Source organism: Streptomyces sp. NPDC033177 (assembly GCF_055577715.1).
In genome coordinates, this window is sequence record NZ_JBVIPS010000012.1 from 39,801 (window position 1) to 64,958 (window position 25,158).

26 protein-coding genes are annotated in these 25,158 nt (G+C 71.6%); 17 read left to right on the plus strand and 9 right to left on the minus strand.

The annotated features are described in order from the left end of the window. The first annotated feature begins 4 nt into the window (after positions 1-4). Positions 5-1,042, plus strand: a complete 1,038-nt coding sequence (locus tag ACZ5U5_RS34885) for an ABC transporter ATP-binding protein (protein WP_469029922.1) — start codon at positions 5-7, stop codon at positions 1,040-1,042. A gap of 52 nt (positions 1,043-1,094) precedes the next feature. After that, positions 1,095-2,168, plus strand: a complete 1,074-nt coding sequence (locus ACZ5U5_RS34890) for an ABC transporter ATP-binding protein (protein ID WP_469030598.1) — start codon at positions 1,095-1,097, stop codon at positions 2,166-2,168. 289 nt (positions 2,169-2,457) lie between these two features. On the opposite strand, the gene ACZ5U5_RS34895 is transcribed toward ACZ5U5_RS34890, so the two are convergent. Beyond that, positions 2,458-4,635 (minus strand): S9 family peptidase, encoded by a 2,178-nt coding sequence (locus ACZ5U5_RS34895; RefSeq protein WP_469029924.1) that lies wholly within the window; start codon positions 4,633-4,635, stop codon positions 2,458-2,460. 148 nt (positions 4,636-4,783) lie between these two features. On the opposite strand from ACZ5U5_RS34895, the gene ACZ5U5_RS34900 reads away from it, so the two are divergent. From ACZ5U5_RS34900 to ACZ5U5_RS34935, 8 genes are all read left to right on the plus strand, one after another. Next, on the plus strand, positions 4,784-4,978 hold the full coding sequence (locus ACZ5U5_RS34900) for a hypothetical protein (protein ID WP_344521425.1): 195 nt from the start codon (positions 4,784-4,786) through the stop codon (positions 4,976-4,978). A gap of 66 nt (positions 4,979-5,044) precedes the next feature. After that, on the plus strand, positions 5,045-5,974 hold the full coding sequence (mshB, locus tag ACZ5U5_RS34905; RefSeq protein ID WP_469029928.1) for an N-acetyl-1-D-myo-inositol-2-amino-2-deoxy-alpha-D-glucopyranoside deacetylase: 930 nt from the start codon (positions 5,045-5,047) through the stop codon (positions 5,972-5,974). Positions 5,975-6,066: 92 nt separating this feature from the next. After that, positions 6,067-6,435, plus strand: a complete 369-nt coding sequence (locus ACZ5U5_RS34910; protein ID WP_469030601.1) for a DUF6113 family protein — start codon at positions 6,067-6,069, stop codon at positions 6,433-6,435. A gap of 170 nt (positions 6,436-6,605) precedes the next feature. Beyond that, the gene (locus tag ACZ5U5_RS34915; protein ID WP_469029930.1) at positions 6,606-8,783 is read left to right on the plus strand and encodes a hypothetical protein; all 2,178 of its coding nucleotides are present in this window, start codon (positions 6,606-6,608) and stop codon (positions 8,781-8,783) included. A gap of 150 nt (positions 8,784-8,933) precedes the next feature. Further along, complete coding sequence (locus ACZ5U5_RS34920) at positions 8,934-9,896, plus strand: ABC transporter ATP-binding protein (protein ID WP_469029932.1); 963 nt, start codon at positions 8,934-8,936, stop codon at positions 9,894-9,896. Next, the gene (locus ACZ5U5_RS34925) at positions 9,890-10,624 is read left to right on the plus strand and encodes an ABC transporter permease (protein ID WP_469029935.1); all 735 of its coding nucleotides are present in this window, start codon (positions 9,890-9,892) and stop codon (positions 10,622-10,624) included. Before ACZ5U5_RS34920 ends, ACZ5U5_RS34925 begins: the two co-directional genes overlap by 7 nt. Positions 10,625-10,683: 59 nt before the next feature. Then, positions 10,684-11,865 (plus strand): sensor histidine kinase, encoded by a 1,182-nt coding sequence (locus ACZ5U5_RS34930; RefSeq protein WP_469030604.1) that lies wholly within the window; start codon positions 10,684-10,686, stop codon positions 11,863-11,865. After that, on the plus strand, positions 11,862-12,491 hold the full coding sequence (locus tag ACZ5U5_RS34935) for a response regulator (RefSeq protein ID WP_469029938.1): 630 nt from the start codon (positions 11,862-11,864) through the stop codon (positions 12,489-12,491). The genes ACZ5U5_RS34930 and ACZ5U5_RS34935 overlap by 4 nt, the downstream gene beginning before the upstream one ends. 18 nt (positions 12,492-12,509) lie before the next feature. Here ACZ5U5_RS34935 and ACZ5U5_RS34940 read toward each other — a convergent pair whose 3' ends face one another. Together ACZ5U5_RS34940 and ACZ5U5_RS34945 are read right to left on the minus strand one after the other, a co-directional pair. Further along, complete coding sequence (locus ACZ5U5_RS34940) at positions 12,510-13,352, minus strand: SirB1 family protein (RefSeq protein ID WP_469029941.1); 843 nt, start codon at positions 13,350-13,352, stop codon at positions 12,510-12,512. A 69-nt stretch (positions 13,353-13,421) separates the two neighbouring features. Beyond that, complete coding sequence (locus ACZ5U5_RS34945; protein ID WP_469029944.1) at positions 13,422-13,889, minus strand: DUF2000 family protein; 468 nt, start codon at positions 13,887-13,889, stop codon at positions 13,422-13,424. Positions 13,890-13,938: 49 nt separating this feature from the next. Here ACZ5U5_RS34945 and ACZ5U5_RS34950 point away from each other — a divergent pair, with 49 nt between their 5' ends. Further along, on the plus strand, positions 13,939-14,748 hold the full coding sequence (locus ACZ5U5_RS34950) for a helix-turn-helix transcriptional regulator (protein ID WP_469029947.1): 810 nt from the start codon (positions 13,939-13,941) through the stop codon (positions 14,746-14,748). Here the strand turns inward: ACZ5U5_RS34950 and ACZ5U5_RS34955 are convergent. Both ACZ5U5_RS34955 and ACZ5U5_RS34960 read right to left on the minus strand, forming a co-directional pair. Beyond that, positions 14,741-15,577, minus strand: a complete 837-nt coding sequence (locus ACZ5U5_RS34955; protein WP_469029949.1) for a transglutaminase family protein — start codon at positions 15,575-15,577, stop codon at positions 14,741-14,743. The two genes, ACZ5U5_RS34950 and ACZ5U5_RS34955, sit on opposite strands and share 8 nt — an antisense overlap. A gap of 40 nt (positions 15,578-15,617) precedes the next feature. Next, positions 15,618-16,637 carry a GNAT family N-acetyltransferase gene (locus ACZ5U5_RS34960; RefSeq protein ID WP_469029951.1) on the minus strand — a complete coding sequence of 340 codons (1,020 nt, stop codon included), beginning with the start codon at positions 16,635-16,637 and terminating at the stop codon, positions 15,618-15,620. Positions 16,638-16,780: 143 nt separating this feature from the next. Between ACZ5U5_RS34960 and fdxA the strand changes: the two genes are divergently transcribed. Both fdxA and ACZ5U5_RS34970 read left to right on the plus strand, forming a co-directional pair. Beyond that, positions 16,781-17,101 (plus strand): ferredoxin, encoded by a 321-nt coding sequence (gene fdxA, locus ACZ5U5_RS34965; protein ID WP_030573070.1) that lies wholly within the window; start codon positions 16,781-16,783, stop codon positions 17,099-17,101. 106 nt (positions 17,102-17,207) lie between these two features. After that, a complete protein-coding gene (locus ACZ5U5_RS34970; RefSeq protein WP_469029955.1) occupies positions 17,208-18,311 on the plus strand; it encodes a bifunctional succinyldiaminopimelate transaminase/glutamate-prephenate aminotransferase in 1,104 nt (367 codons plus the stop codon). 82 nt (positions 18,312-18,393) lie between these two features. Here the strand turns inward: ACZ5U5_RS34970 and ACZ5U5_RS34975 are convergent, their stop codons facing one another. Both ACZ5U5_RS34975 and ACZ5U5_RS34980 read right to left on the minus strand, forming a co-directional pair. Next, the gene (locus ACZ5U5_RS34975) at positions 18,394-18,837 is read right to left on the minus strand and encodes an ATP-binding protein (RefSeq protein WP_469029957.1); all 444 of its coding nucleotides are present in this window, start codon (positions 18,835-18,837) and stop codon (positions 18,394-18,396) included. A 303-nt stretch (positions 18,838-19,140) separates the two neighbouring features. Further along, positions 19,141-20,070 carry a VldE C-terminal domain-containing protein gene (locus ACZ5U5_RS34980; RefSeq protein ID WP_469029960.1) on the minus strand — a complete coding sequence of 310 codons (930 nt, stop codon included), beginning with the start codon at positions 20,068-20,070 and terminating at the stop codon, positions 19,141-19,143. 62 nt (positions 20,071-20,132) lie between these two features. On the opposite strand from ACZ5U5_RS34980, the gene dapE reads away from it, so the two are divergent. Together dapE and ACZ5U5_RS34990 are read left to right on the plus strand one after the other, a co-directional pair. Then, on the plus strand, positions 20,133-21,224 hold the full coding sequence (gene dapE, locus ACZ5U5_RS34985; protein WP_469029962.1) for a succinyl-diaminopimelate desuccinylase: 1,092 nt from the start codon (positions 20,133-20,135) through the stop codon (positions 21,222-21,224). 88 nt (positions 21,225-21,312) lie between these two features. Further along, positions 21,313-22,068: an LOG family protein gene (locus tag ACZ5U5_RS34990; RefSeq protein ID WP_469029965.1), complete on the plus strand. Its 756-nt coding sequence runs from the start codon at positions 21,313-21,315 to the stop codon at positions 22,066-22,068. A gap of 60 nt (positions 22,069-22,128) precedes the next feature. Here ACZ5U5_RS34990 and folP read toward each other — a convergent pair whose 3' ends face one another. Next, entirely contained in the window at positions 22,129-22,989 is an 861-nt protein-coding gene (gene folP, locus ACZ5U5_RS34995; RefSeq protein WP_469029967.1) for a dihydropteroate synthase, read from the minus strand. 124 nt (positions 22,990-23,113) lie between these two features. On the opposite strand from folP, the gene ACZ5U5_RS35000 reads away from it, so the two are divergent. Together ACZ5U5_RS35000 and ACZ5U5_RS35005 are read left to right on the plus strand one after the other, a co-directional pair. Beyond that, positions 23,114-23,536, plus strand: coding sequence for a DivIVA domain-containing protein (locus tag ACZ5U5_RS35000; RefSeq protein ID WP_469029970.1), 423 nt, complete (start codon positions 23,114-23,116; stop codon positions 23,534-23,536). Beyond that, positions 23,533-24,123, plus strand: a complete 591-nt coding sequence (locus tag ACZ5U5_RS35005) for a DNA-3-methyladenine glycosylase I (RefSeq protein ID WP_469029972.1) — start codon at positions 23,533-23,535, stop codon at positions 24,121-24,123. The genes ACZ5U5_RS35000 and ACZ5U5_RS35005 overlap by 4 nt, the downstream gene beginning before the upstream one ends. Before the next feature lie 6 nt (positions 24,124-24,129). Here the strand turns inward: ACZ5U5_RS35005 and chcB are convergent, their stop codons facing one another. Beyond that, positions 24,130-24,930 (minus strand): 2-cyclohexenylcarbonyl CoA isomerase, encoded by an 801-nt coding sequence (chcB, locus tag ACZ5U5_RS35010; protein ID WP_469029975.1) that lies wholly within the window; start codon positions 24,928-24,930, stop codon positions 24,130-24,132. Positions 24,931-25,158 lie beyond the last annotated feature (228 nt).

Consider the following 25,158-nt stretch of genomic DNA (forward strand, 5'->3'; position numbering starts at 1 on the left):
GCCCATGGCGACCGTGGCATCCGACGCGCCCACCGTGGGGGCGTCCAAGCTGCTCGAAGTGCGTGATCTGCACGTGGAGTTCAGGACCAGGGACGGCGTCGCCAAGGCCGTCAACGGCGTCGACTACACCGTCAGCGAGGGAGAGACGCTCGCCGTGCTCGGCGAGTCGGGGTCCGGCAAGTCCGTGACCGCGCAGGCCATCATGGGCATCCTCGACATGCCGCCCGGAAAGATCACCGGCGGCGAGATCCTCTTCAAGGGCCAGGACCTCCTCAAGCTCAAGGCGGAGGAGCGGCGCAAGACGCGCGGCGCCGGAATGGCGATGATCTTCCAGGACGCCCTGTCGTCGCTGAACCCCGTGGTCAGCGTCGGCCAGCAACTCGGCGAGATGTACGTCGTCCACCAGGGGATGTCCCGCAAGGACGCCAGGGCCAAGGCCGTCGAGCTGATGGACCGGGTGCGCATCCCCGCCGCCAAGGAACGTGTCGGGCAGTATCCGCACCAGTTCAGCGGCGGCATGCGCCAGCGCATCATGATCGCCATGGCGATGGCGCTCGAACCCTCGCTGATCATCGCCGACGAACCGACCACCGCGCTGGACGTGACCGTGCAGGCCCAGGTGATGGAGCTGCTCGCCGAGCTCCAGCGCGAGCTGCACATGGGTCTGATCCTCATCACCCACGACCTGGGCGTCGTGGCGGACGTCGCCGACAACATCGCCGTCATGTACGCGGGCCGCATCGTCGAGAAGGCCCCCGTCCACGAGATCTACAAGGCGCCGGCGCACCCGTACACGCGCGGCTTGCTGGAGTCGATTCCCCGGCTCGACCAGAAGGGCCAGGAGCTCTACGCCATCAAGGGCCTGCCGCCCAACCTCATGAACATCCCGCCGGGTTGCGCCTTCAACCCCCGCTGCCCGATGGCACGGGACGTCTGCAGGACCGATGAGCCGCCGCTCTACGAAGTGGCTTACGAGGGTCTGGCCGCCGACCGCCGGAGCGCCTGCCACTTCTGGAAGGAGACGCTCGATGCCTCATGGTGAGCACATCAGCAGGAAGCAGCTGGAGGACGAGGGCGAGACCGCACGGCAGCTGATGCACAAGGCGCGGGCGGAGCACGAGTTCGCCGCGCACGGCTCGGCGTCGGGCCGCGAGCCGATCCTCCAGGTACGGGGCCTGGTCAAGCACTACCCGCTCACCCAGGGCATCGTCATCCGCCGGCAGATCGGCGCGGTCAAGGCCGTCGACGGCGTCGACTTCGACCTCGGCCACGGCGAGACGCTCGGCATCGTGGGGGAGTCCGGCTGCGGCAAGTCGACGGTCGCGAAGATGCTGGTGAACCTGGAGCGGCCGACGGCGGGCGAGATCCGCTACAAGGGCGAGGACATCAGCAAGCTGTCCGGGCGCGCGCTGAAGGCCGTGCGGCGCAACATCCAGATGGTCTTCCAGGACCCCTACACCTCGCTCAACCCCCGTATGACGGTCGGCGACATCATCGGGGAGCCGTACGAGATCCATCCGGAGGTCGCGCCCAAGGGCTCGCGGCGGCAAAAGGTGCGGGAGCTGCTCGACGTGGTCGGGCTGAACCCCGAGTACATCAACCGCTATCCGCACCAGTTCTCCGGCGGGCAGCGGCAACGGATCGGGATCGCGCGGGGTCTTGCGCTGCGGCCCGAGATCATCGTGGCGGACGAGCCGGTGTCGGCGTTGGATGTGTCGGTGCAGGCGCAGGTGGTGAATCTGCTTGACCACCTGCAGAACGAATTCGATCTCTCGTACGTGTTCATCGCGCACGACCTGTCGATCGTGCGGCACATCTCTGACCGGGTCGGGGTGATGTACCTGGGGCGGATCGTCGAGATCGGCTCCGAGGACGAGATCTACGAGCATCCGACGCATCCCTATACGCAGGCGCTGCTTTCGGCTGTGCCGGTGCCTGATCCCGAGGCGCGGGAGCATCGGGAGCGGATCATTCTCTCCGGGGACGTGCCGTCGCCCGCCAATCCGCCCTCGGGGTGCCGGTTTCGCACGCGGTGCTGGAAGGCGCGGGAGCGGTGTGCGTTGGAGGTGCCGCTGCTTGCCGTTCCGGCGGAGTTCCGCGGTGTCTCGGGCCCCGCCGCCCATGACTCGGCGTGCCACTTCGCTGAGGAGAAACAGGTGGTGCCGTAGGGGTGGGGTTCGAGCGTTCCCTGCGGGGCAATCCCCAATCCCGCCCCTTCCCGAAACCATGGGGCTCCGCCCCCTGGACCCCCAGATCGCCCTCCGGGCTCTGTCCTCAATCGCCGGACGGGCTGAACTTTCAGTGGGGTTGGGGACGAAGCCTGTTGGTGCTTTACACGCGGGCAATCGCACCGTCGCGCCGACGATATACGCCCCCGGCAGGCTGAGCCTCGTACGGCCGTGCGGGTGCCGTAGGTCGGCCGGGGCAAGCCATGTCGCCCCGGCCGATCGCCCCGCGCTAGGACAGCCCCAGCGACCGCTTCAAGAAGTCCACCTGAAGCAGCAGCAAGTTCTCCGCCACCTGTTCCTGCGGAGTCATGTGCGTGACCCCGGAGAGGGGGAGCACCTCGTGCGGGCGCCCCGCGGCCAGCAGCGCCGACGACAGGCGCAACGCGTGCGCCACCACCACGTTGTCGTCCGCGAGGCCGTGCACGATCATCAGCGGCCGGGACGGGTTCTCCGGGGCCACCAGGCCCTCCTCGGTGACGAGGGAACTCAGGGCGTACGGCGCCGGGTCGGCGCCCGGATCGCCCAGGTACCGCTCCGTGTAGTGCGTGTCGTACAGCTGCCAGTCCGTCACCGGCGCCCCCGCGACCCCCGCGTGGAAGACATCGGGGCGGCGCAGGACCGCGAGCCCCGCGAGGTAACCGCCGTAGGACCAGCCCCTGATGGCGACCCGGGAGAGGTCGAGGGGGAACGACTCCGCGAGGCCCTGGAGCGCGTCCACCTGGTCGTCCAGGGTGAGCGTGAAGTCGCGCCGGATCGCCTTCTCCCAGGCGGGGGAGCGGCCCGGAGTGCCCCGGCCGTCCGCGACGATCACCGCGAAACCCTGGTCGGCGAACCACTGGGACGTGAGGTACGGATTGTGGGCGGCGAGCACCCGCTGACCGTGCGGGCCGCCGTACGGATCGAGGAGGACGGGCAGCGGGCCCGAACCCTCCTCGTAGTCCGTGGGGAGCAGGACGGCGCACGGGATCTTGCGTGCGCCCCCCTCGGTCAGTGTTACGCGCGGCGTGAGCTCCGGATGCCGGGCGTGCGAGGCGACGGTCGCCACCTGCTTGCCGTCGCGCAGTACCCGGACGCGTGAGCCCGGCTGGTCGAGCGTGGCCGTCACGAGGACGGTGAGGCCTCCCGAGCGCACCGCCGAGTGCACCCCGGGTTCGGTGGAGACGCGCTCGACGCCCAGTTCGTTGACCCGGTAGACGTGCACCTCGCCGGTCTCGGGTGCCGCCGCGGCCGCACCCGCCGACGCCGAGATCAGCACGTCGTCGTCCGCCACGTCAAGGACGGCGCGGACGTGCAGCTGCGGCCCCGTCAGGGGGCGTTCGCCCACCGCGAGGACCCGCGCGCCGCCCTCGTCCACGATCCGGACCAGTCGTCCGCTGGGGGACCAGGAGGGGGCGCCGGGGAAGAGCTCCAGCCACTGCGGATCCTCCTCCGCGTGCACCATCCGGGTCGAGCCGTCGTCCGGGTCCACCGCCAGGTAGAGCTGGCTGAGCTGGTCCCTCGACTGGACGAGGAGCAGCGGCGCACCGGCCGACGACCAGTGCACGCGGGCCAGGTAGGGATAGCGGGCGCGGTCCCACATCACCTCGGTGCGGACGCCGTCCAGGGTCACGACGAAGAGGCGCACGTCCGCGTTGGCGGTGCCGGCCGCCGGATACGCGACCCGCGCGGGCTCCGTCTCCGGGTGCGCGGGGTCGGCGATCCACCAGCGCCGTACGGGGGCGTCGTCGGCGCGTGCGACGAGGAGCCGGTCCGACTCCGGCGACCACCAGAACCCGCGCGAACGCTGCATCTCCTCGGCCGCGATGAACTCCGCGAGGCCGTACGTCACGGTCTCCTTCTCGACGGAGTCGGGCTCGGGTGCGGCAAGTGCGCGGTCGCCTTCGCCGTCGGCGCCCGTCACCCGCAGGGCGCCCCCGGCGATGTACGCGATGTGGCGGCCGTCGGGCGAGGGGCGCGGGTCGATCACCGGTGCGGGGGCGGGCAGTTCACGCGCCGTGCCCACGCGAAGCTCCGCGGCGAAGAGCCGCCCGGACAGGGCGAAGGCGGCGAGTTCCACCGCCGCGTCCGTCGCGTAGCCCACGATGCCCGCGCCGCCCTCGCGACTGCGCTCGCGGCGGGCCCGCTCCGCGGCGGAGAGGCGCTCGGCCGCGCCCTTCAGCAGGGCCTCGGGGTCGGCCGCGACACGCTCGGTGGCGCCGTCCGCCAGGTCCAGGACCCAGAGTTGGTTCGCCCGGGCCGTGCCGGACGTCGAGCGCAGGAAGGCGACGCGGGACCCGTCCGGCGCCACCGTGAACGCGCGGGGCGCACCGAGAGTGAAGCGTTGCGTGCGGGCGTGCAGGCGGGGGAAGGAGAGCCGCTGCGCGTGACTCTCGGCGGGCCCGGTGGTTCCGGGCGTCTCGGTGGTCATCCCCCGAGCCTATGGGGCATGCGCCCCTTGTGCTGCCGTGCTCCGACTCATGCGGACCCACGGATAGTTATGATCCGTAGCGCTTAGTGGGTATGTACCTGCTGGCGTCCGCACTGGTGCAGGGTCTGGGACTTGGAGGTGAGCCGCCGTGGCACTCTCGATTTCGGCGGTGGTGCTGCTGGCGATCATTGTCTTCTTGCTGGTCAAGAAGTCAGGGTTGAAAGCGGGCCACATGATCGTCTGTGTCTTGCTCGGCTTCTATCTGGCGAGTTCCTCCATCGCCCCGACGATCAATGAGCTGACGACGAACGTGGCGGGGATGATCGGCGACATCAAGTTCTGATCAAGGCGCGGCACGTTCAGATCAGCACGTTCTGATCAGCGCGCGGGGTGCTCGTAGGGTGGTCCCATGACGGAACTGCCCGCCCGGCGTCTGCTGCTCGTGCACGCGCACCCCGACGACGAGTCGATCAACAATGGCGCGACGATGGCCAAGTACGTGGCCGAGGGCGCCCATGTCACGTTGGTGACGTGCACGCTGGGCGAGGAGGGCGAGGTCATCCCGCCCGGCCTCGCCCATCTCGCGCCCGACCGCGAGGACGCGCTCGGGCCGCAGCGCATCGGCGAGCTGGCCGCCGCGATGAAGCAGCTCGGCGTCGCCGACCACCGCTTCCTCGGCGGCACCGGCCGCTACCGCGACTCCGGGATGATGGGCGTCGAGCAGAACCACCGTGCGGGCGCCTTCTGGTCCGCCGATCTCGACGCCGCCGCCGCGCACCTCGTCGAGGTGATCCGCGAGGTGCGGCCCCAGGTGCTCGTGACGTACGACCCGGACGGCGGGTACGGCCACCCCGATCACATCCAGGCCCACCGCGTCGCGATGCGCGCCGCGGACCTCGCGGCCGAGAGCGCCTTCCGCGCGGATCTCGGCGAACCTCACACCATCGCCAAGATCTACTGGAACCGCGCACCGCGTTCCGTCGTCGAAGAGCGGTTCCGGTGGATGGAGGGGGCTTTGCGGCACTCACCGTTCACGACCCCCGGCGTGGTCGCGGACGTGCCGGGCGTGACGGACGACGAGCGGATCACGACGGAGATCGACGGGACCGCCTTCGCCCCGGCGAAGGCCGCGGCGATGCGCGCGCACGCCACGCAGATCGAGGTGCAGGGACCGCTCTTCGTTCTGTCGAACGGGCTGGCGCAGCCGATCTTCGATGTGGAGTACTACGAATTGGTACGAGGAGGAAGCGGTGCGATGGACGGCGAGCGTGAGACCGATCTGTTCGCGGGGCTCGCTCACGCGGGGCTCGAAGGGCTCGAAGGGGTGACGACGCCGTGAGTACTCGTTCGCGTGCCACGTCGGCAGCGTCGCCGGCTTCCGGTTCGTCGTCCGCCGCTTCCCCGCCGGGCGGCAGCGCCCTCGCGCAGCCGCTGAATCTCGGCCGCTTCGCCTCGTACGCAGGCCTCTTCGTGCTGGGGGCGGTCGTCGGCGCCGCGGGCGCCCTCGTCCAAGGGGCCTGGTTCCCGGGCGGGTTGCTGCTCGCGCTCCTCGGGGCCGCGGGGCTCTTCCACGGAGGGACGCGTGCCGTCGGCACCAGAGCGGGGGCGGTGGCGCCGGCGGCGGGCTGGCTCGTCTCCGTCATGCTGCTCACGGCCAGCCGGCCCGAGGGGGACTTCCTCTTCGGGGCGGGAATCGGCTCGTACGCCTACCTGCTGGGCGGGATGGCGGTCGCTGTGATGTGTGCCACCCTCGGGCAGCGACCGCAACCAGGCGGGCCCGCCGCCCGACTTGGCAAGTGACGTACCACTTCAACCCGTGTCCCGCACGGGTTTGACGGCGGTCACAGGATGAGTGCCGACGGCGGCCAGTATGGTGGTGCGCGCCGCCGAGCCTCCCCCAGCCTCCGGCCGGAGGGAATTTCCTTCCGCGCGGGGAGCACGGGCGGCGGAGCCAACCGGGAGAACCTGCCTTGAGTCGTGAAACTGACAGTTCGTCCTCCGGGCCCCAGGGGCGCGGTGGAGCCGCTTACCCCTCGGGGACGCCGCCGTACGGCTCCCCCGCGCAGGGTGCCGCGTCGGACGGCGCCGTGGACGGCGCGCAGCGGCAGGCCGCCGACGAGCGGCCCGACGAGCCCAAGACCGAGACCACGCTGACCACGCGTATCCGGATCAACATCCCCGGGTCGCGGCCCATCCCACCGGTCGTCATGCGCACGCCCGTCGTGGACAGCGACCCCGGTGCGTCACGTCCGCTGGACGGTGGCCGCGCGGCGTCCGACGCCGCTGACGGCGCCGGACGCCAGGGGTCCGCCGACGCCGCGGGCGGTCCCGGTTCCGCCGGGCTTCCCGCGTCGGGCTCCGCGCCCGCGGGGCCTGCCGCCGCCGGGCCCTCGTCGCCCTCCGCTCCGGCGGAGGAGAAGACGAGCGACTGGTTCGCGCCGCGCAAGAGCGGCCCGGCGACGAACGGCGGGAACCCCGCGCCCAATTCCGGCAATTCGGGCGGCGATGGTTCCGGTGCGGGTACGGGCTCCTTCGACGTCTCCGGCGCCGTGGCGGCCGGTCCGCTCGGCACGGGTGCGCCGCAGGGCGGCGACCCGCAGCGCGGCGACCTGCCGTACTTCTCCGGAAGTGGCGCGGGTGAGGGTGGCCGCGGTCCTTCGGGGCCGACCGGCGGACCCGTGACCGGCGAAGGACCGCTGGCGCCGAAGCCCGCCGATCCGTCCCACCCGGCGAACCAGGCCAACCCGGCGGGCCGGGCGAACCCGATGGCGGCGCCGAATCAGGGCGGACCCGGCCATCCCGGCAACCAGGGCAACCCCGGCAATCGTCCCAACCCGGCCAATCCCGCGGCCCGTTCGGGCGCGGGCGCCGGTGCCCCCGTGATGGGCGACGACACCGCCATCCTCACGCCGCAGAAGGCGGGCCCGCTCCAGGGCCCCGGCGGCGGCCAGCGGCCCCCCGCCGCGGGCGGTCCCGTCCCCGGCGGCCCCGGCTCCATCCCGGGCGGCCCGAGCGCGCCCTCTCCCGGGACCAACGTCTCCGGCGACACCCTGACCAGCGGCATCCCCGTGGTGCCGCCGGCGCAGAACTCGCCGTTCGCCACGGCCCCGCAGACCGACGGGCCCGTGCCGCACACCCCGCCCAAGCTGCCCGAGCCGGTGCAGCCGAACGTGCCCGTCGCCGCGGCCCCGGCCAAGAAGAAGGGCCGCAACAAGCTCGTTCTCGTGGCCGTCGCCGTGGTCGTCGTGGCCTGCGGGGCGTACGGCGCAGGGCTGTTGATGAACCACGCCGACGTACCCAAGGGCACCACCGCGCTCGGCGTCGACATCGGGGGCGGCACGCGCGACGAGGCCGTCAAGAAGCTCGACGCGGAGATCGGCGAGCGCGTCGCCAAGCCCCTGAAGCTGTCGGTCGACGGCGAGACGGTCACGCTCAGCCCGGACCAGGCGGGGCTGACCCTGGACAGCCAGGCGACCGTCCGCGAGGCCGCGGGCAGCGACTACAACCCCGTCTCGGTGATCGGTTCGCTCTTCGGCGGCGCGCGCGTCGCCGAGCCGGTCATGCCCGTGGACGAGGAGAAGCTGGCGGCCGCCCTGGAGCGCGCCGCGGGCGGCTCGGGCTCGGCCAAGGAGGGCACGGTCAAGTTCGTGCCCGGCAAGGCCGTCCCCGTGTACGGCAAGGCGGGCAACGGCATCGACGCCGCCGCCTCGACGAAGGCGGTCTCGGAGGCGTACAAGAAGCAGGTCGAGACCGGCAGTGCCGGCACCGTCGCGCTGCCCGTCACGACCCGCAAGCCGACCGTCCCGAACGCCGAGGTCGACAAGTTCATGACGCGCTTCGCGAAGCCCGCCATGTCGGCCAACGTCACGATCAAGGCGGGCAACGCGTCGATCCCGTTCGGCCCGGCGAAGTCGCTGCCGAAGGTGCTCGAGACGAAGGTGCTCAAGAACGGCACGCTGCAGGTGCACTACAACACCGTCGAGCTCAAGAAGCTCTACGGCAACGTCTTCGACGGCATCCTGATCCAGCGCGGCAACGGCGACAAGACCCCGGTCCAGCCGACGGACGTGGCCGCCGCGATGAACAAGGCGCTGATCGGCAAGACGCCGGCGGAGCGGATCGGCGTGATCGAGACGAACGCGAGCTGATCCCCGTACGCACCCGGAGGCCGGACGGCTCACGTCAGTGATCCGTCCGGCCTCCGGCATGAACGAGCGCGACGGCATGACATCCGTCATCCCGAACCCGGCACACACGACACTGCCGCCGCCCGCCGCGTCTTCGCGACGATGGATCACATGAACGCAGTGAGTTCCACAGCGGTGGCAGCGGTGAGCTTCTACCAGGTGACCAAGGCATACGGGGACGTCCGGGCCGTCGACGACCTCACGCTCGATCTCCGCCCCGGCGAGACCGTCGCTCTCCTCGGGCCGAACGGCGCGGGCAAGTCCTCCACGCTCGACCTGCTCCTCGGCCTGCGCGACGCGGACAGCGGCATCGTGCGGGTCTTCGGCACGAGTCCGCGCGAGGCGATCACCGCGGGCCGGGTCGGCGCGATGCTGCAGAGCGGCGGCCTGATGGCGGGGGTCACCGTACGCGAGCTGGTGCGGCTCGCCTGCGATCTGCACCCGAGGCCGCACCGCGCCGACGACGTGCTGGCCGCCGCGGGCCTCACCCAGCTCGCCGACCGGAAGGTCGACAAGCTGTCCGGCGGGCAGGAACAACGTGTGCGATTCGCACTCGCGACCGCTGGAGCGAACGACCTGATCGTCCTCGACGAGCCGACCACCGGCATGGACGTCACCGCGCGCCAGGCCTTCTGGGCGACCATGCGCGAGCAGGCCGACCGGGGGCGCACGGTCCTGTTCGCCACGCACTACCTGGAGGAGGCCGACGTGATCGCGGACCGGGTGCTCGTCCTGCATCGCGGCCGACTCCTCGCGGACGGCACGGCCGCCGAGATCAAGGCGATGGCCGGGGCGCGGAGGGTCTCCTTCGACCTCCCCGAGCTGGACGCCGCGCTCACGGAGAAGCTCGGCGCCCTGCCGTTCCTCACCGCCGTCGACGTCTCCAACCACTCCGTACGCCTGCGGTCGACGGACGCCGACGCCACCGTGCACGGGCTCTACGGGCTCGGCCTTTACCCCCGCAACCTAGAGGTCGCGGGCCTCGGCCTGGAGCAGGCCTTCGTGGCGATCACCGCCGCCAAGGAGGCCGGCAGGTCGGTCGAGGAGGCCAAGAAGGAGGCGGGGGCATGCTGATCAAGCTGGAGATCGTCCGCGCCCTGCGGAACAAGAAGTTCCTGTTCTTCTCGGTGATCTATCCGGCGATGCTCTTCCTGATCATCGCGGGCGGCCAGGACAGCAAGGAGACGGTGGGGGACACGGGGCTCGCGCTGCCCGCCTTCTTCATGGTGTCGATGGCCTCGTTCGGCGCCCTCACCGCCGTCCTCATGGGCAACAGCGAGCGCATCGCCAAGGAGCGCGAGAGCGGCTGGGTGCGGCAGTTGCGGCTGACGAGCCTGCCGGGGCGCGGCTACGTCATCGCGAAGACGGCGAGTGCCGCCATGGTCAGCCTGCCGTCGATCGTCGTGGTGTTCGTGGTCGCCGCGGCCGTCAAGGACGTATGCCTGGAAGCCTGGCAGTGGCTCGCCCTGACCGGCGCGATCTGGGCGGGCAGCCTCGTCTTCGCCGCGCTCGGCGTGGCCATCGGCTATCTCGCGACCGGCGACGCCGTGCGCCCGATCACGATGATCGTGTACTTCGGGCTCTCCGTGCTCGGCGGCCTGTGGATGCCCACGGCGACCTTCCCGGGGTGGCTGAGCGACATCGCGACCTGGCTGCCGACCCATGCGTACGCTGCCCTCGGACAGGCCATCGAACTGGGCGAAGCCCCGCACGCGCAGGACGTCGTACTCCTCGTCGGGTACTTCGTCCTCTTCGCGGGCGGCGCGGCATGGCTGTACCGGAAGGACACATCGAAGGCGTGAGCGACACCGACCGCACCGAGCGCACCGAGCGTGCCGACGACACCGACCGGTCCCACCCGCTGGACACCTTCGGGCACCCGCCGGCCGGCCGCCGCCAGGTGCTGACGAAGGTGCTCTGGATCGGCATCTGGCTCGTCTTCCTGGCCAGTCCGGTGGAGGACCTGATCGGCGCCGAGCGGGGCGGCGCGGCCACCGCGCTCGGCTGTGCGGGCCTGACCGCCTTCGTGGTCTGCTACCTGTCCCTGGTCTTCCGTTACACCTCCAGGGTGCACGACTGGCGTGTGGTGCATGTGTCGTTCGGTGTGCTGCTCGCGCTGGCGGCCGCCCTCTCGTTCGCCTTCGGCACGGCCTGGCTCGGTCTCTTCGTGTACGTGGCCGTGTCGGCCGGGGCGGTGCTGCCGTTGTGGCACGCCACATGGGTCATCCCGGCCGTCACGGGCGTGATGGTCGCGATCGGCCTGCGCACCGACAGCGTCGAGGACCTGCTCGGGAGTCTCGCCGTGCTGACCCTCCTGGTCGGCTTCGCGATGACCGGGGTGCGCCAGTTGGTGCGTACGACGATCCAGCTGCGCCAGGCACGCGCAACCGTCGCCCAACTGGCCGCGAACGAGGAGCGGTTGCGGCTGGCCCGCGATCTGCACGACCTCCTCGGCCACTCGCTCTCCCTCATCACCCTGAAGAGCGAGCTGGCCGGACGCATGCTCCCGGCCCACCCCGACAAGGCCGCGCAGCAGGTGGCCGACATCGAGCAGGTCAGCCGCCAGGCCCTGGTGGACGTGCGCGAGGCGGTCTCCGGCTACCGCAGGCGCACCCTCGCCGGTGAGCTCGCGGGCGCGCGCACGGCGCTGACCGCCGCCGGTGTCGAGGCCGACGTACCCCTTGAGGTGCCCGTCGTGCTGCCGGGCGAGCAAGGGGAGACGGCGCTGGCCTGGGCGCTGCGCGAGGCGGTGACGAATGTCGTGCGGCACAGCGGTGCGCGCCGCTGCACGGTGGCGTTCACCGCACGGCACACCCTCGACGGTCCGGTGGTCGAGCTGACGGTGGAGGACGACGGCAGGGGCGGTTCCGCCGCCGCCCGGGGCAACGGCCTGGCGGGTCTGGCCGAGCGCGTGGAGGCGGTCGGCGGCGTCCTCGACGTGGGTCCGGGCGTGCGCAGGGGCTTCCGGCTCACGGCCAGGGTGCCGCTCGAGCGGGGCGCGGAGCCGGCGCCCGGCGCCTCCGCCCTAGGATCCTCCGCATGAGTACGAACAGTGCGGTGCCCGCCGTCAGGGTGCTCCTCGCCGAGGACCAGTCGATGGTCCGCGAGGCGCTGGCCGCGCTGCTCGGCCTGGAGCCGGACATCGAGGTGGTCGCGCAGGTGGCCCGCGGGGACGAGGTGCTCGCGGCCGCGCGCGAGCACACGGTGGACGTGGCGCTCCTCGACATCGAGATGCCCGGCCGCACGGGCATCGAGGCGGCGGCCGAACTCCACGCGGAGCTGCCGGAGTTGAAGATCGTGGTCCTCACCACCTTCGGCCGCCCCGGCTATCTCCGCAGCGCCATGGAGGCAGGCGCCGACGCCTTCCTGGTCAAGGACGCCCCCGCGGCCCAGCTCGCCGACGCGGTCCGCAAGGTCCTGGCGGGGGAGCGGGTCATCGACCCCACGCTCGCGGCTGCCGCGCTCGCCGGAGGCGCGAACCCGCTGACCGACCGCGAGCGCGAGATCCTGCGCGCGGCGGCCGACGGCGCCACCAACGCCGAGCTGGCCACGGCCCTGCATCTCTCCGCGGGCACGGTCCGCAACTATCTCTCGACGGCCATCCAGAAGCTCGCCGTACGCAACCGCGCCGAGGCGGTCAAGGTGGCCCGCGACAAGGGCTGGCTCTGAACTGCCGCACCGCATAAGTCAGTTCAGCATCGCCCGCGCCCCGAGCGCCTCCTGGCGCAGTCGCGCCGCCGCATCCTCGTCAGTGGCGGCCAGGACGTCGGCGTACGTCTCGATCTCCAGGGCGCCCGCCAGGAAGTCGCCGCGCTGGACCAGGAGTTGGGCGCGGTCGTAGTGCAGCCGGTCGGAGTGCGCGGGCAGCAGCAGGGAGAGTTCGACCGCCCAGAGCGCGACGTCCGAGCGCTCGGGCCGGGCCGCTGCCCACGCGCGGATGTTGTTGAGGACGCGCAGGACGATGTCCAGGGGCCCGGCGGGACTCAGCATCGACGGCACGAGGGGCGTGCCCGTGGCCCCGGCGACCAGCAACTCCGCGTCCGTGGGCGTCAATACGTCCCCGCCCGCGAACGGGTTGGCGAGGATCTGCTCCTCGTGGGCGCCGAAGCCGACCACGAAGTGGCCGGGCAGGGCCACCCCGTGGACGGGCACACCCGCACGACGGGCGACCTCGATCCACACCACCGAGAGCAGGATGGGCAGTCCTCTGCGCCGTCGGAGCACCTCGTGCAGCAGCGCGGACCGGAGGTGCTGGTAGTCACCGGGCCTGCCCTTGAACCCGTGGCGTGTGCCGAGCAGTTCGGCGAGCGCGAGCGCCCAGGGCCGTGGGCCGTCGGCCTTGTCGGGCAGCCGCTCGGCCAGCTGGTCGGCAAGGCGGTCGAGGACGTGCCGCGCCAAGCGCATGCCCGCGTCGTCGAGGTCCGGGTCCGCCTCCGCGCCGATCAGCAGGCACAGCAGGGCGAGATCAGGCTGCGCCGACCGCGCCTGATCGGCGAAGAGACGCCGCCGCTCGGGGGATTGGGGGTGCATAGGTGCTTCGTGCCCGGCCGGGCCGATCGATAGCGATCCGATCTCACCCCTTGGTTCCGCCCCCGTCGGTCAAGGGTGCATCCGGGCCCCTTTGAGGACCTTGTCGACCGCGTTGCGCGGACCGTGGACGAGGAGCCCGACCAGGTCGAGCTGATCCGTCGGCACGGCGCGCACCGCGGCCCGGTTGTCCCGGTCGTTGCCGGTGGTGAACAGGTCGGACGTGAACACCGCCCTCGGCAGCGAACGCGAGAGAGCGCGCTTGTGCGCGGCGCTCATGGTCTCCTTCGTCCCCTCGAAGACCAGGACGGGCTGGCGGATCATCGACAGATAGGGGGTGCCGTCGGCGTCCTCGTACGGCTCCCCGATCACCTCGGGCGCCGCCGTGCCGAGCCCGCTGACCAGGAACGCGGTCACGTTGAGGCGCTGCCAGGGCTCCAGGTCGTCACGGAGCAGGACGGCGATCTTGGTGTCGAAGCGGACGGGGGCCTCGTCCGTCGTCGCGGCGGTGTCTGTCTCAGCGGTAGCGGTGGTTCTCATGCAATGAGACTGCCGAGTGGACCGCCGCCACGTCTTGTACGTTCTTTGCATGGTGGTCCGGCAGGAAATATCCGCATGGCGCCCGCCGGTCGCGGGTGTCGTGGAGGTCTTCCACGCCCATTTCACGGAGCACGCGTACCCGATGCACGTCCATGACGCGTGGACCCTGCTGATCGTCGACGACGGAGCCGTCCGATACGACCTGGACCGGCACGAGCACGGCACTCCGGGCGACACCGTCTCCCTGCTGCCGCCCCAGGTCCCGCACAACGGCTCGCCCGCCACCCCCGACGGTTTCCGCAAGCGCGTGCTCTACCTGGACATGACACAGCTGGACGCGAGCCTCATCGGCCCCGCGGTGGACGGCCCCGACCTGGTCGACCCCGTCCTGCGCACCCGCGTGGGCCAGCTGCACGCGGCCCTGGCGTGCCGGGGCGACGAGCTGGAGGCCGAGAGCCGCCTCGCGCTGATCAGCGAGCGCCTGCGCGGCCACCTGCGCCCCAGGGTCACCACCGGCACCCCGGGCGACACCGGACGGGGCGTCGCCCAGAACCTCCGTGACCTCCTCGACGAGCGGCTCCTCGACGGCGTGACCCTGGACGAGGCGGCGCGCCTGGTCCACGCCCACCCCACGCACCTCGTGCGCGCCTTCAGCGGGGCCTACGGCATCGCACCGCACCAGTACGTCATGTCCCGCCGCGTCGACCGCGCCCGCCGTCTCCTCCTGGCGGGGCAGCCGCCGGGAGAGGTGGCGACCGCCGCCGGCTTCTACGACCAGTCACACCTCGGCCGGCACTTCAAGCGGATGGTGGGCATCGCACCCGGGCGTTACGCCCGCACTGCCAAGACCCTCAGTTGAGCATCGCCCTGGCGGCCCGCGCCTGGTCCCGCACGCGGTCCGCCGTGGTTGGCTCCACCGCCGTCACCACGTCGGCGTACTCCTCCAGCTCGGCGGCGCCCGCGAGGAAGTCCCCGCGCTGGACGAGCAGTTGGGCCCGTTCGTAGCGCAGCCGTGCCGGGTGGGCGGGCAGCAGCAGGGAGAGCTCCACGGCCCAGAGCGCGACGTCCGAGCGCTCGGGGCGGGCGGCCGCCCAGGCGCGGACGTTGTTCAGGATGCGCAGCACGATGTTCAGCGGATCGGCGGGCGTCAGCATCGACGCGGACACCGTGCCGCCCGCCGACCCGGCGACGAGCAGCTCCGCGTCCGCGCCCGTGAGCAGCCGCCCGCCGGCGAACGGGTCGGTGAGCACTTGCTCCTCGCGGGTGCCGAAGCCGACGACGAAGTGACCGGGCAGCGCGACGCCGTAGACGGGTGCTCCCGCCCGGCGGGCCACCTCGATCCACACCACGGAGAGCAGGATCGGAAGGCCGCGGCGGCGCCGAAGCACCTCGTGCAGCAGGGAGGACTCAAGGCGCTGGTAATCGGCGGGCGTGCCCATGAACCCGCACTGCGCGCCGAGGAGTTCGGCGAGGGCGGCCGCCCACTCCCGGGCCCCGCCGGGGCGGTAGGGGAGCTGCCCGGCGAGCCGGTCGAGCTCGATCTGCGCCGCGTCGATGCCGTCGTCGTCGAGCCCGGGGTCCGCCTCCGCGCTCAGCAGGAGGCACAGCAGGGACAGGTCGGGCCGCTCGGACCTGGCCTCCTCGGCGAACCGCCGCCGGGACGCGGCCGTCCTTGACTCCTCGTGCATGCGTGCCTCGTGCCTTACTTACCGAGCCGGCCGGTAGGAGCTACCGAGCCGACGGGTATCGATAGTGGTGGTAGGTGTGGTGCGCGGCGAAGCCAAGACCGCCGTACAGCGCCCGCGCACCTTCGTTGTCGTCCTCGACCTGCAGCCAGGCCGCCGAGGCGCCTTCGGCGAGCGCCTGCCGGGAGAGCGCGGCCATCACCGCCGTCGCCAGTCCCTGCCTGCGGTGCGCCGGATCCACCTCGACCGCCATGAATCCCGCCCAGCGTCCGTCCACGACGCACCGCCCGATCGCGGCGGGCCCCGCGTCAGGAGAGGCCCCGGGCACGGAAGCGAACCACACCGAGGGGCCGCCCGCCAGCACCTTGCGCACATGGGGGCCCGGCACCTTGAACCGCTTGTACCGACGCAGCCACGCCTCGTCGCAGGAGCGCGCGAGGACCACCTGCTCCGCCCCTGCTCCGGGCACGTCCGCGTCGCCGAGGGGCGCGAGAGCGCCGACGTGGATCGCGGAACTCACCTCGCGCTCCCAGCCCCGCTCCTCGAGCTCCGCGCAGAGCAGCTCCTGGGTGTCCTCGGCCCCGGTCGCGGTCTGGATGTACGCGGGCAGCTCCCGCTCCGCGTACCACTGACGTACGTACGCCAGGGCCTCGTCCAGCGGCCGTCCCGGATCGCCCAGCGGCAGCACCGAGTTGGCCCGCCGGGTGAATCCGGCCGCCGCGCGCAGCTCCCACTCGCCGAGCGGCTCGCTCTCCACGGGCGGCCAGGCGCGCGCCGCCACCCGGGCCAGCTCCCGGTAGGAGGCCGCCGGGCCGCGCCTGCGGGCCGGGGCGGAGGGGACGACCTTGCCCGCCACCAGGAAGCTCTCCGCGATGTGGACACGCTCGCCGTCGCGGCGTGTGATCAGTACCACACCGTCGTTCCACGATGTGAGAACGCCCACCGTGTCAGTGAACTTGCCACCCGTCCCGGGCCCTTCGTTCAGGCGGCGTACCGACACCCGTTTGCCCACGTCAGCAGGGCTGATGCGCACCTCAAGCCGTCCGCCCGCAGTGAATTCCACAGCTCTGTACGCCCCTCCTGTTCGGATCATGCCCGGGAACGGAGATACTAGAGGCGGGCATCGACGACGCCGCGCTCCCGCGCGCCAGGCGAGCGGAGCCTGAGGACGGCCCGCCAACGCCCGTATCGAGGAGGAACGACAGCGTGACCTACGTCATCGCGCAGCCTTGTGTCGACGTCAAGGACAAGGCGTGCATCGAGGAGTGCCCGGTCGACTGCATTTACGAGGGCTCCCGGTCCTTGTACATCCACCCGGACGAATGCGTCGACTGCGGAGCCTGCGAACCGGTCTGCCCGGTCGAGGCGATCTTCTACGAGGACGACACTCCTGAAGAGTGGAAGGACTACTACAAGGCGAACGTCGAGTTCTTCGACGAGCTCGGATCGCCCGGTGGTGCCAGCAAGCTCGGCCTGATCGAGCGCGACCACGCCTTCATCGCCGCATTGCCGCCGCAGAACCAGTAACGGCAGCTTGAAGCGCCGCCTCGGTCCCGTACGGCACATCCCGCCGTGCGGGACCGAGGCATTTCCCCATACACGCAGTACGTACACGCAGTACGGGAGTCAGCACGTGTCCGTAGTCTCCGGTCTCTCCGGCCGCCTTCCCGCCTTCCCCTGGGACAAGCTCGAGCCGTACAAGGCCACGGCGGCCGCCCACCCCGGCGGCATCGTCGACCTTTCGGTGGGCACCCCGGTCGACCCGGTCCCGGAGCTGATCCAGAAAGCGCTGGTCGCGGCGGCGGACTCGCCGGGCTACCCGACGGTGTGGGGCACGCCCGAACTGCGCGACGCGATCACCGGCTGGTGCGAGCGCCGCCTCGGCGCACGCGACGTCACGCACCACAACGTCCTGCCGGTCGTGGGCTCCAAGGAACTGGTGGCCTGGCTCCCGACGCAGCTGGGCCTCGGCCCGGGTGACGTCGTGGCCTACCCGCGCCTCGCCTACCCGACGTACGAGGTGGGCGCGCGTCTGGCCCGCGCCGAGTACGTCTCGTACGACGACCCGACGGACCTGGACCCCACGAACCTCAAACTGCTCTGGCTCAACTCGCCCTCCAACCCCACCGGCCGCGTCCTGTCCAAGGACGAGCTGACCCGCACCGTGGCCTGGGCGCGCGAGCACGGGGTGCTCCTCGTGAGCGACGAGTGCTATCTGGAGCTCGGCTGGGAGGCGGAGCCGGTCTCGGTCCTGCACCCGGACGTGTGCGGCGGTTCGTTCGAGGGGATCGTCGCCGTCCACTCGCTCTCCAAGCGGTCGAACCTCGCGGGCTACCGCGCCGCGTTCATCGCCGGTGACGCGGACGTCCTCGGTGAGCTGCTCCAGATCCGCAAGCACGGCGGCATGATGACGTCCGCGCCGACGCAGGCGGCGGTCGTCGCCGCGCTCGGCGACGACCAGCACGTCCACGAGCAGCGCGAGCGGTACGCGGCCCGCCGCACCGCCCTGCGCGACGCCCTCCTGAAGCACGGCTTCCGCATCGAGCACAGCGAGGCGAGCCTCTACCTCTGGGCGACCCGCGACGAGTCCTGCTGGGACACGGTCGGGCACCTCGCGGACCTGGGCATCCTCGTGGCGCCCGGTGACTTCTACGGCCCGGCGGGCGACCGCTTCGTGCGCGTGGCGCTCACGGCCTCGGACGAACGCGTGGCCGCAGCGGTCGAACGACTCACCTGAGCCGCTGACGGCGCGCGGTGGCAGACGCGTGAGGAGGGCCCGGAGCCAGTGGCTCCGGGCCCTCCTCTCAGATGCGCGGCGGTCAGCCGATCGGCAGGCTCTTGACCGGCAGCTGGTCGGTGGGCAGTCCGCCCTTGGTGACCGCATCGGTCGGCAGGCCGCCCTTGGTGGCGGTGCCCGCGGTGTCGCCGACCACGTCACCGGCGCTGCCCGCGAGGTCGCCCGCGGCCTTCTGCGCGACGGGAGTGGCGGTCTTGGCGCCCGATCCGACGACCTTGCCCGCGGTCGGCACGCCCTTCTTCACGGCCTTGCTGCCGGTCTCACCCGCGAGACCGGTGGTGTTCTGAGCTGCGCCGTCGACGGTGTTGCCCAGACCGGCGCTGTCCAGGGCGGTGACACCGCCCAGGTCGGGGGCGGCCGGAAGCTGGGCGGCGCTTGCGGAGCCGGCCGCACCGACCACGGGAGCCGCCCCCGCTGCGATGAGCAGCGCGGCGCGGGCGATCCGGCGGGTCAGGGGGAGGGACATGATGCTCCTTCAGACAGGGGAAGACGTTGGTGTGTCCGGCCGGATGGGGCCCGGCGTTCGGACGCAGTGACTACCGCTCGAAGCCCTCGAAGGTTGCGGTGGGCCAACGTAAAGAATTGGCAATGCATCGCATAATCGGCTGTGGATAAAAACGGGCAAAACGATCAGCGCATGCGAGGCTGCTGAAACGTCAATGCCCTGTGCTCACAAGGGGTCCGGTGGATGCCGATGCGGGTGCGTGAACCTCTGGGCGGCACTTTGTCCGTGGGTGATCAGCGTGCCTCGATCGGGTGGCCCGCCGTACTACTGTCCAATGACAATTCGGACGTCGCCCGCGCCCGTTCCGCCGTCGGTGGGCCGCTCGTCCGCGCCTGTTCCGCCCGCCTTGCCCGGCTTGCGCCATTCCTTCCCCGAGCCGTCGGCGCTCCACTCCCGGCCGCCGTACGAGACACGCTCGATGCCGAGCGCGGACGCCTGGGCCACCGCCCAGTGCGCGAGCTCCCAGCCCCGCTGCCCGCCACCGCCCCCCGCGCCCGACGCCGTGGGGTTCACCGGCACAGTGACGGTGCTGCTGCCGCTCTCCGGCGCCACCTCCCGGCCGAAGTCGCGGACCAGGGCGGCGCGCACCTTCGCCGGATCGCCCGGCTCGTCGGCCGTGCGGCCCTCGCAGGTGAGGGTGGCGGGGGCGCGGCCGGTCAGCGCGGCGGCGAGCAGTACGGCGTCCGGCTCGTGCTTCGCGTACGCCTGGGGGAAGCCGCTGCGCTGCACGCGCTGCGCGGCGACGGTCAGGGGGAGTCGTGAATAGCCCGGGACGTCCTTGAGGTGGTCGTAGAAACGCGCCGCCGAGTACGCCGGGTCCATGATCTGTTTCTCGTTGCCCCAGCCCTGCGAGGGCCGCTGCTGGAAGAGGCCGAGCGAGTCCCGGTCGCCATGGCTGATGTTGCGCAGACCCGACTCCTGCAGGGCCGTCGCCAGCGCGATGGTGACCGCCCGCTCCGGCATGCCGCGGGAGGTGCCCACGGCGGCGACCGTCGCCGCGTTCTCCGCCTGCTCGGCGCCGAATTCGTACGACGCCCCGTCGCCGTTGCCCGAGACGACCTGGCAGCGTGGCGCGGCCTTGCCTCCGAAGACGTACTGGACGACCACATAGCCCACGAGCGCGAGCAGGACCGCGACCGCGGCCCCGATACGGAGGAGGCGGCCGCGCCGGACGAGGGTGGGGGGCTCAGGCACGCGACCAAGGTACTGGAGGCCACCGACAGGGCGGCGCGCCGAGGGGCGTTAGGGTCGAAACCATGGCTCAGACCTCACACGACGCGTCGCTCGACCTCACGCTCGACGCTGCCGCGCTCACCGCCCAGCTGGTCGACTTCCCGTCGCCGAGCGGCCAGGAGAAGGCCCTCGCGGACGCGATCGAGACGGCCCTGCGCGGCCTGCCGCACCTCACGGTCGACCGGCACGGCAACAACGTGGTGGCCCGCACCAACCTGGGCCGGGCCGAGCGCGTGATCCTCGCCGGGCACATCGACACCGTCCCGATCGCGGACAACGTGCCCTCGCGCCTGGACGAGGACGGCATCCTGTGGGGCTGCGGCACCTGCGACATGAAGTCGGGCGTCGCCGTCCAGCTGCGCATCGCGCAGACCGTGACCGAGCCGAACCGCGACCTCACCTTCGTCTTCTACGACAACGAAGAGGTCGCCGCCCACCTGAACGGCCTCGGTCACGTCGCCGAGGCCCACCCCGACTGGCTCGCGGGCGACTTCGCCGTCCTCCTGGAGCCGACGGACAACCAGGTCGAGGGCGGCTGCCAGGGCACCCTGCGGGTCTTCCTGAAGACGAAGGGCACGCGCGCGCACTCCGCGCGCGCGTGGATGGGCTCGAACGCCATCCACAAGGCCGCGCCGATCCTCGCGAAGCTCGCCGCGTACGAGCCGCGCAAGCCGGTCGTCGACGGCCTCCAGTACCACGAGGGCCTCAACGCCGTACGCGTTGAGGGCGGCGTCGCGACCAACGTCATCCCCGACGAGTGCACCGTCGTCGTCAACTTCCGCTACGCGCCGGACCGCTCCGAGGACGAGGCACTCGCCTTCGTGCGCGACTACTTCGCCGACTGCGAGATCGACGAGTTCATCGTCGACGACCACACGGGCGCCGCGCGCCCCGGCCTGGACCACCCGGCCGCCGCGGCCTTCATGGCGGCGGTCGGCGGCACGGCCCAGCCCAAGTTCGGCTGGACGGACGTCTCCCGCTTCAGCGCGCTCGGCGTGCCCGCCGTGAACTACAGCCCCGGCAACCCGCTGCTCGCCCACAAGATCGACGAGCGGGTGGAGGCATCCCTCATCCCGGAGGCCGAGAAGCGGCTCAGCGCCTGGTTGACATCCTGAGTTCCGTTGAGGATGCGACGCGTGTAACGCCCGTAGACCTACGCTGAAGTGGCACGTCGAGCAAGAGTGTCAGCGGAAGGGGATGTTCATGGGTAGTCCAGAAGGGCAGGGCCCGCGGGACGAGCAGCACTTGGGGCCCGTGGTGCGGCGGCGTGAGCAGATCACCCCGGGCACCACCGACCAGCGTCTCCTCGACACCGACGCCGAGGGTCAGTCGGAGTGGGTGCACACCGACCCCTGGCGGGTCATGCGCATCCAGTCCGAGTTCGTCGAGGGATTCGGCGCGCTCGCCGAACTCCCCAGCGCCATCAGCGTCTTCGGCTCGGCACGCACGCCGGTCGGTTCGCTGGAGTACGAGGCGGGTGTCCGCATCGGCAAGGCGCTCGTCGACGCGGGCTTCGCCGTGATCACCGGGGGCGGCCCCGGCGCCATGGAGGCCGCCAACAGGGGCGCGCGGGAGGCCAAGGGCGTCTCCGTGGGTCTCGGCATCGAGCTGCCCTTCGAGCAGGGCCTCAACGAGCACGTCGACATCGGCGTGAACTTCCGCTACTTCTTCGTGCGGAAGACCATGTTCGTGAAGTACGCCCAGGGCTTCGTGGTCCTGCCCGGCGGCCTCGGCACCCTGGACGAGCTCTTCGAGGCCCTCACGCTCGTCCAGACCCGCAAGGTGACCCGCTTCCCGATCGTCCTCTTCGGCTCGGCGTACTGGGGCGGCCTCGTCGACTGGCTGCGCGACACGGTGGTGGCCGGCGGCAAGGCGTCCGAGCACGACCTGCACCTCTTCCACGTCACGGACGACGTGGACGAGGCGGTCACCCTGGTCACCAAGGAAGTCGGCCGCTAGGGCCCTGGGCCCTCTGCCGGGCGGGCCCACGCTTGGCCCGCCCGGTGGCCGTTCGCTCCGCTACGCCAGGCCACGGCGGGCCACGGCGGGCTCCCGGTGCCCGGCGATGGTGGCGACCATGTCCAGGACCTGCCGCGTCTCGGCGACCTCGTGCACCCGGTACACCTGCGCCCCCAGCCAGGCCGACACCGCGGTCGTGGCCAGCGTCCCGAGCACCCGCTCCTTGACCGGCTTGTCGAGCGTCTCGCCGACGAAGTCCTTGTTGGACAGGGACACCAGGACGGGCCACCCGGTGTCGACCATCTCCCCGAGCCGCCGCGTCGCCTCCAGCGAATGCCGCGTGTTCTTCCCGAAGTCGTGCCCGGGATCGATCATCACGGACTCACGCGGCACTCCGAGCGCGACCGCGCGCTCGGCGAGGCCCAGGGTGACCGAGAGGATGTCGGCCATGACGTCGTCGTACGCGAGCCGGTGGGGGCGGGTACGCGGCTCGGCACCGCCCGCGTGCGTGCACACCAGACCCACTCCGTAGCGCGCCGCCACCTCCGCGAGCCGGGGATCGACCCCGCCCCACGCGTCGTTCAGGAGATCCGCGCCCGCCTCGCAGACCGCCTCACCGACCTCGTGCCTCCACGTGTCAACGCTGATGACGACATCGGGGAACCGCTTGCGCACGTCGGCGACGAAACCGACCGTACGGCGCGCCTCCTCCTCGGCCGTCACCTCCTCGCCGGGGCCGGCCTTGACCCCGCCGATGTCGATGATGGCGGCGCCCTCCGACACCGCCTGCTCCACGCGGGCGAGCGCGGGCTCGTCACGGAACGTGGCGCCCTGGTCGTAGAAGGAGTCAGGGGTCCGGTTCACGATCGCCATGATCACCGGCTCGTGCGCGTCGAATTCACGCCTGCCAAGCCTGAGCATCCCCGGTGAGCCTCCTTCGTCGGTGCCGCGGTCCGGCCGCCTGCGACCTTAACTGTCACAGGGGCATGGCACGATCAGAGCCTGACAGTTTCAGCACGGCAGTCGAGCGTGGGGGCCTGAAGAGATGGTCTTGTTCTTGTTCCTGGTCATCGCCCTCGTCGTGGTGGTCGGCGCGGTGACCCTGGCCGTCGTGGGCGGCGGGGAGCGCGCCGTGCTGCCCGACGTGCCGGCCGAGCGGTTCACCGACCCGCTGCCGCCGGACCGCGCCCTGCGCCGCGCGGACGTGGAGGCACTGCGCTTCCCGCTGACCGTGCGGGGTTATCGCATGGCGGACGTGGACGACGCGCTCGGCCGTGTCGCCGCCGAACTCGCCGAGCGTGACGCCCACATCGCGGAGCTGGAGGCGGCCCTCGCGGGCGTCCAGGCCACCGCGGTCGGCGGCCCCGGCCTCCTCAAGACGCACGCCCCGGCCATGCCCGAGGACCAGCCGGCCCCGCAGGCACCGAAGCACCTGAAGGACGCGGCCGAAGAGGAGAACGAACGGTGAGCGGCGACGCGGTGGCGGGCCCGGACGGCAGACTGCGCTGCCCCTGGGGCCTCTCGACCGAGGACTACGTGGCGTACCACGACGAGGAGTGGGGCCGGCCGGTCCACGGGGACGACGCGCTCTACGAGCGGCTCTGCCTGGAGGCCTTCCAGTCGGGCCTCTCCTGGATCACGATCCTGCGCCGCCGCGAGGGCTTCCGTGCCGCCTTCGCGAACTTCGAGATCGCCGCGGTCGCGCGGTTCACGGACGCCGACCGGGAGCGACTCCTCGCCGACCCCGGCATCATCCGCAACCGCGCCAAGGTCGACGCGACCCTCGCCAACGCGCGCGTGCTCGCCGACTGGTCCGAGGGAGAGCTCGACGAACTCATCTGGTCGCACGCGCCGGACCCGGCAACCCGCAAGGCCCCGGGCGCGCTGGCCGACGTACCGGCGATCACGCCCGAGTCCACGGCCCTGTCCAAGGCCCTGAAGAAGCGCGGCATCCGATTCGTCGGCCCCACCACGGCGTACGCCCTGATGCAGGCCTGCGGCCTGGTCAACGACCACCTGGACGACTGCGTGATCCGCGTCCCCCAGGACGGCTAGAACGGCCTAGCGGCCCAGGTACTTGGGCTTCGCCTTGTCCAGGAACGCCTGGACGGCGATCGCGTGGTCCTCGGACGCGCCCGCCTTCGCCTGGAGCTCGTCCTCCTTCTCCAGGGCCTCCTCCAGGGTGTGGCCCGCCGCGTAGGCGAGCGACTCCTTGAGGGCCCCGTAGGCGAGGGTGGGGCCCTCGGCCAGGGTGCGGGCCAGCTTCTCCGCCTCGGCCGCCAACTCGGCCTCGGGGACGACCCTGTTGGCGATGCCCAGGTCGTACGCCTCCTGCGCGCCGATGTTGCGCGGGAACAGCAGCAGGTCGCTCGCGCGGCCGGGCCCGATCACGCGCTGCAGCGTCCAGGAGACGCCCGAGTCGGCGGTCAGCGCGACCCCGGCGAAGGACGTGTTGAAACGCGCGGTGTCCGCGACGATCCGGTAGTCGGCGGCGAGGGCGAAGCCGAGACCCGCGCCCGCCGCGACGCCGTTGACCCCGGCGACGACCGGCTTGGCCATCCCGGTCAGCGCGCGCAGGACGGGGTTGTAGTGCTCCCGCACCGTGCTCATCGTCTGTCCGGTGCCCGCGGCGCGGTCCGCCATGAGGGAACCGACGTGTTCTTTCAGGTCCTGCCCCACACAGAAGGCGCGCCCGGTCGCGGTGAGCAGTACGGCACGGACCGCGGGGTCCGACCCGGCCGACTGCACCGCCTCCCGCAGGGCGACCTTGGCCTCGATGTTCATCGCGTTCATCGCCTCGGGGCGGTTGAGCGTGATGGTCGCGAGCCCGTCGCTCACCTCGTAGAGCACGGTGTCGGCCATGGTGAATCCCCTCCAGTGGTCCTGCGCCGGTCATCTTTGTCCGAGCCCAGCATGACGGAGATCATCGGGCTCCGACATGAGGGGAGATATGTGACCTGCGTCAAAGAATTCCTGGCCATGGAGGCGTAAGAGGCGGCGAAGTATCGCAGCCACATCGCCGAATTGAGTGGTTTTGCGGGCGCGCGTTGCGCAAGCGATGCAGACCGATGTTGGTCATCGGGTCCTGCC

Excerpts from the sequence above, each read along its gene's own strand:
- ACZ5U5_RS34955 (WP_469029949.1), bottom strand. The coding sequence starts at position 15,577 with ATGCACGAGGAGTCAAGGACGGCCGCGTCCCGGCGGCGGTTCGCCGAG.
- ACZ5U5_RS34975 (WP_469029957.1), bottom strand. The coding sequence starts at position 18,837 with ATGTCCCTCCCCCTGACCCGCCGGATCGCCCGCGCCGCGCTGCTCATC.
- dapE (WP_469029962.1), top strand. The coding sequence starts at position 20,133 with ATGGCTCAGACCTCACACGACGCGTCGCTCGACCTCACGCTCGACGCT.
- ACZ5U5_RS34940 (WP_469029941.1), bottom strand. The coding sequence starts at position 13,352 with ATGCACCCCCAATCCCCCGAGCGGCGGCGTCTCTTCGCCGATCAGGCG.
- ACZ5U5_RS34920 (WP_469029932.1), top strand. The coding sequence starts at position 8,934 with ATGAACGCAGTGAGTTCCACAGCGGTGGCAGCGGTGAGCTTCTACCAG.
- ACZ5U5_RS34885 (WP_469029922.1), top strand. The coding sequence starts at position 5 with ATGGCGACCGTGGCATCCGACGCGCCCACCGTGGGGGCGTCCAAGCTG.
- ACZ5U5_RS34990 (WP_469029965.1), top strand. The coding sequence starts at position 21,313 with ATGGGTAGTCCAGAAGGGCAGGGCCCGCGGGACGAGCAGCACTTGGGG.
- folP (WP_469029967.1), bottom strand. The coding sequence starts at position 22,989 with ATGCTCAGGCTTGGCAGGCGTGAATTCGACGCGCACGAGCCGGTGATC.
- mshB (WP_469029928.1), top strand. The coding sequence starts at position 5,045 with ATGACGGAACTGCCCGCCCGGCGTCTGCTGCTCGTGCACGCGCACCCC.
- ACZ5U5_RS34925 (WP_469029935.1), top strand. The coding sequence starts at position 9,890 with ATGCTGATCAAGCTGGAGATCGTCCGCGCCCTGCGGAACAAGAAGTTC.
- ACZ5U5_RS34950 (WP_469029947.1), top strand. The coding sequence starts at position 13,939 with ATGGTGGTCCGGCAGGAAATATCCGCATGGCGCCCGCCGGTCGCGGGT.
- ACZ5U5_RS34945 (WP_469029944.1), bottom strand. The coding sequence starts at position 13,889 with ATGAGAACCACCGCTACCGCTGAGACAGACACCGCCGCGACGACGGAC.
- ACZ5U5_RS34935 (WP_469029938.1), top strand. The coding sequence starts at position 11,862 with ATGAGTACGAACAGTGCGGTGCCCGCCGTCAGGGTGCTCCTCGCCGAG.
- chcB (WP_469029975.1), bottom strand. The coding sequence starts at position 24,930 with ATGGCCGACACCGTGCTCTACGAGGTGAGCGACGGGCTCGCGACCATC.
- ACZ5U5_RS34895 (WP_469029924.1), bottom strand. The coding sequence starts at position 4,635 with ATGACCACCGAGACGCCCGGAACCACCGGGCCCGCCGAGAGTCACGCG.
- ACZ5U5_RS34890 (WP_469030598.1), top strand. The coding sequence starts at position 1,095 with ATGCACAAGGCGCGGGCGGAGCACGAGTTCGCCGCGCACGGCTCGGCG.
- ACZ5U5_RS35000 (WP_469029970.1), top strand. The coding sequence starts at position 23,114 with ATGGTCTTGTTCTTGTTCCTGGTCATCGCCCTCGTCGTGGTGGTCGGC.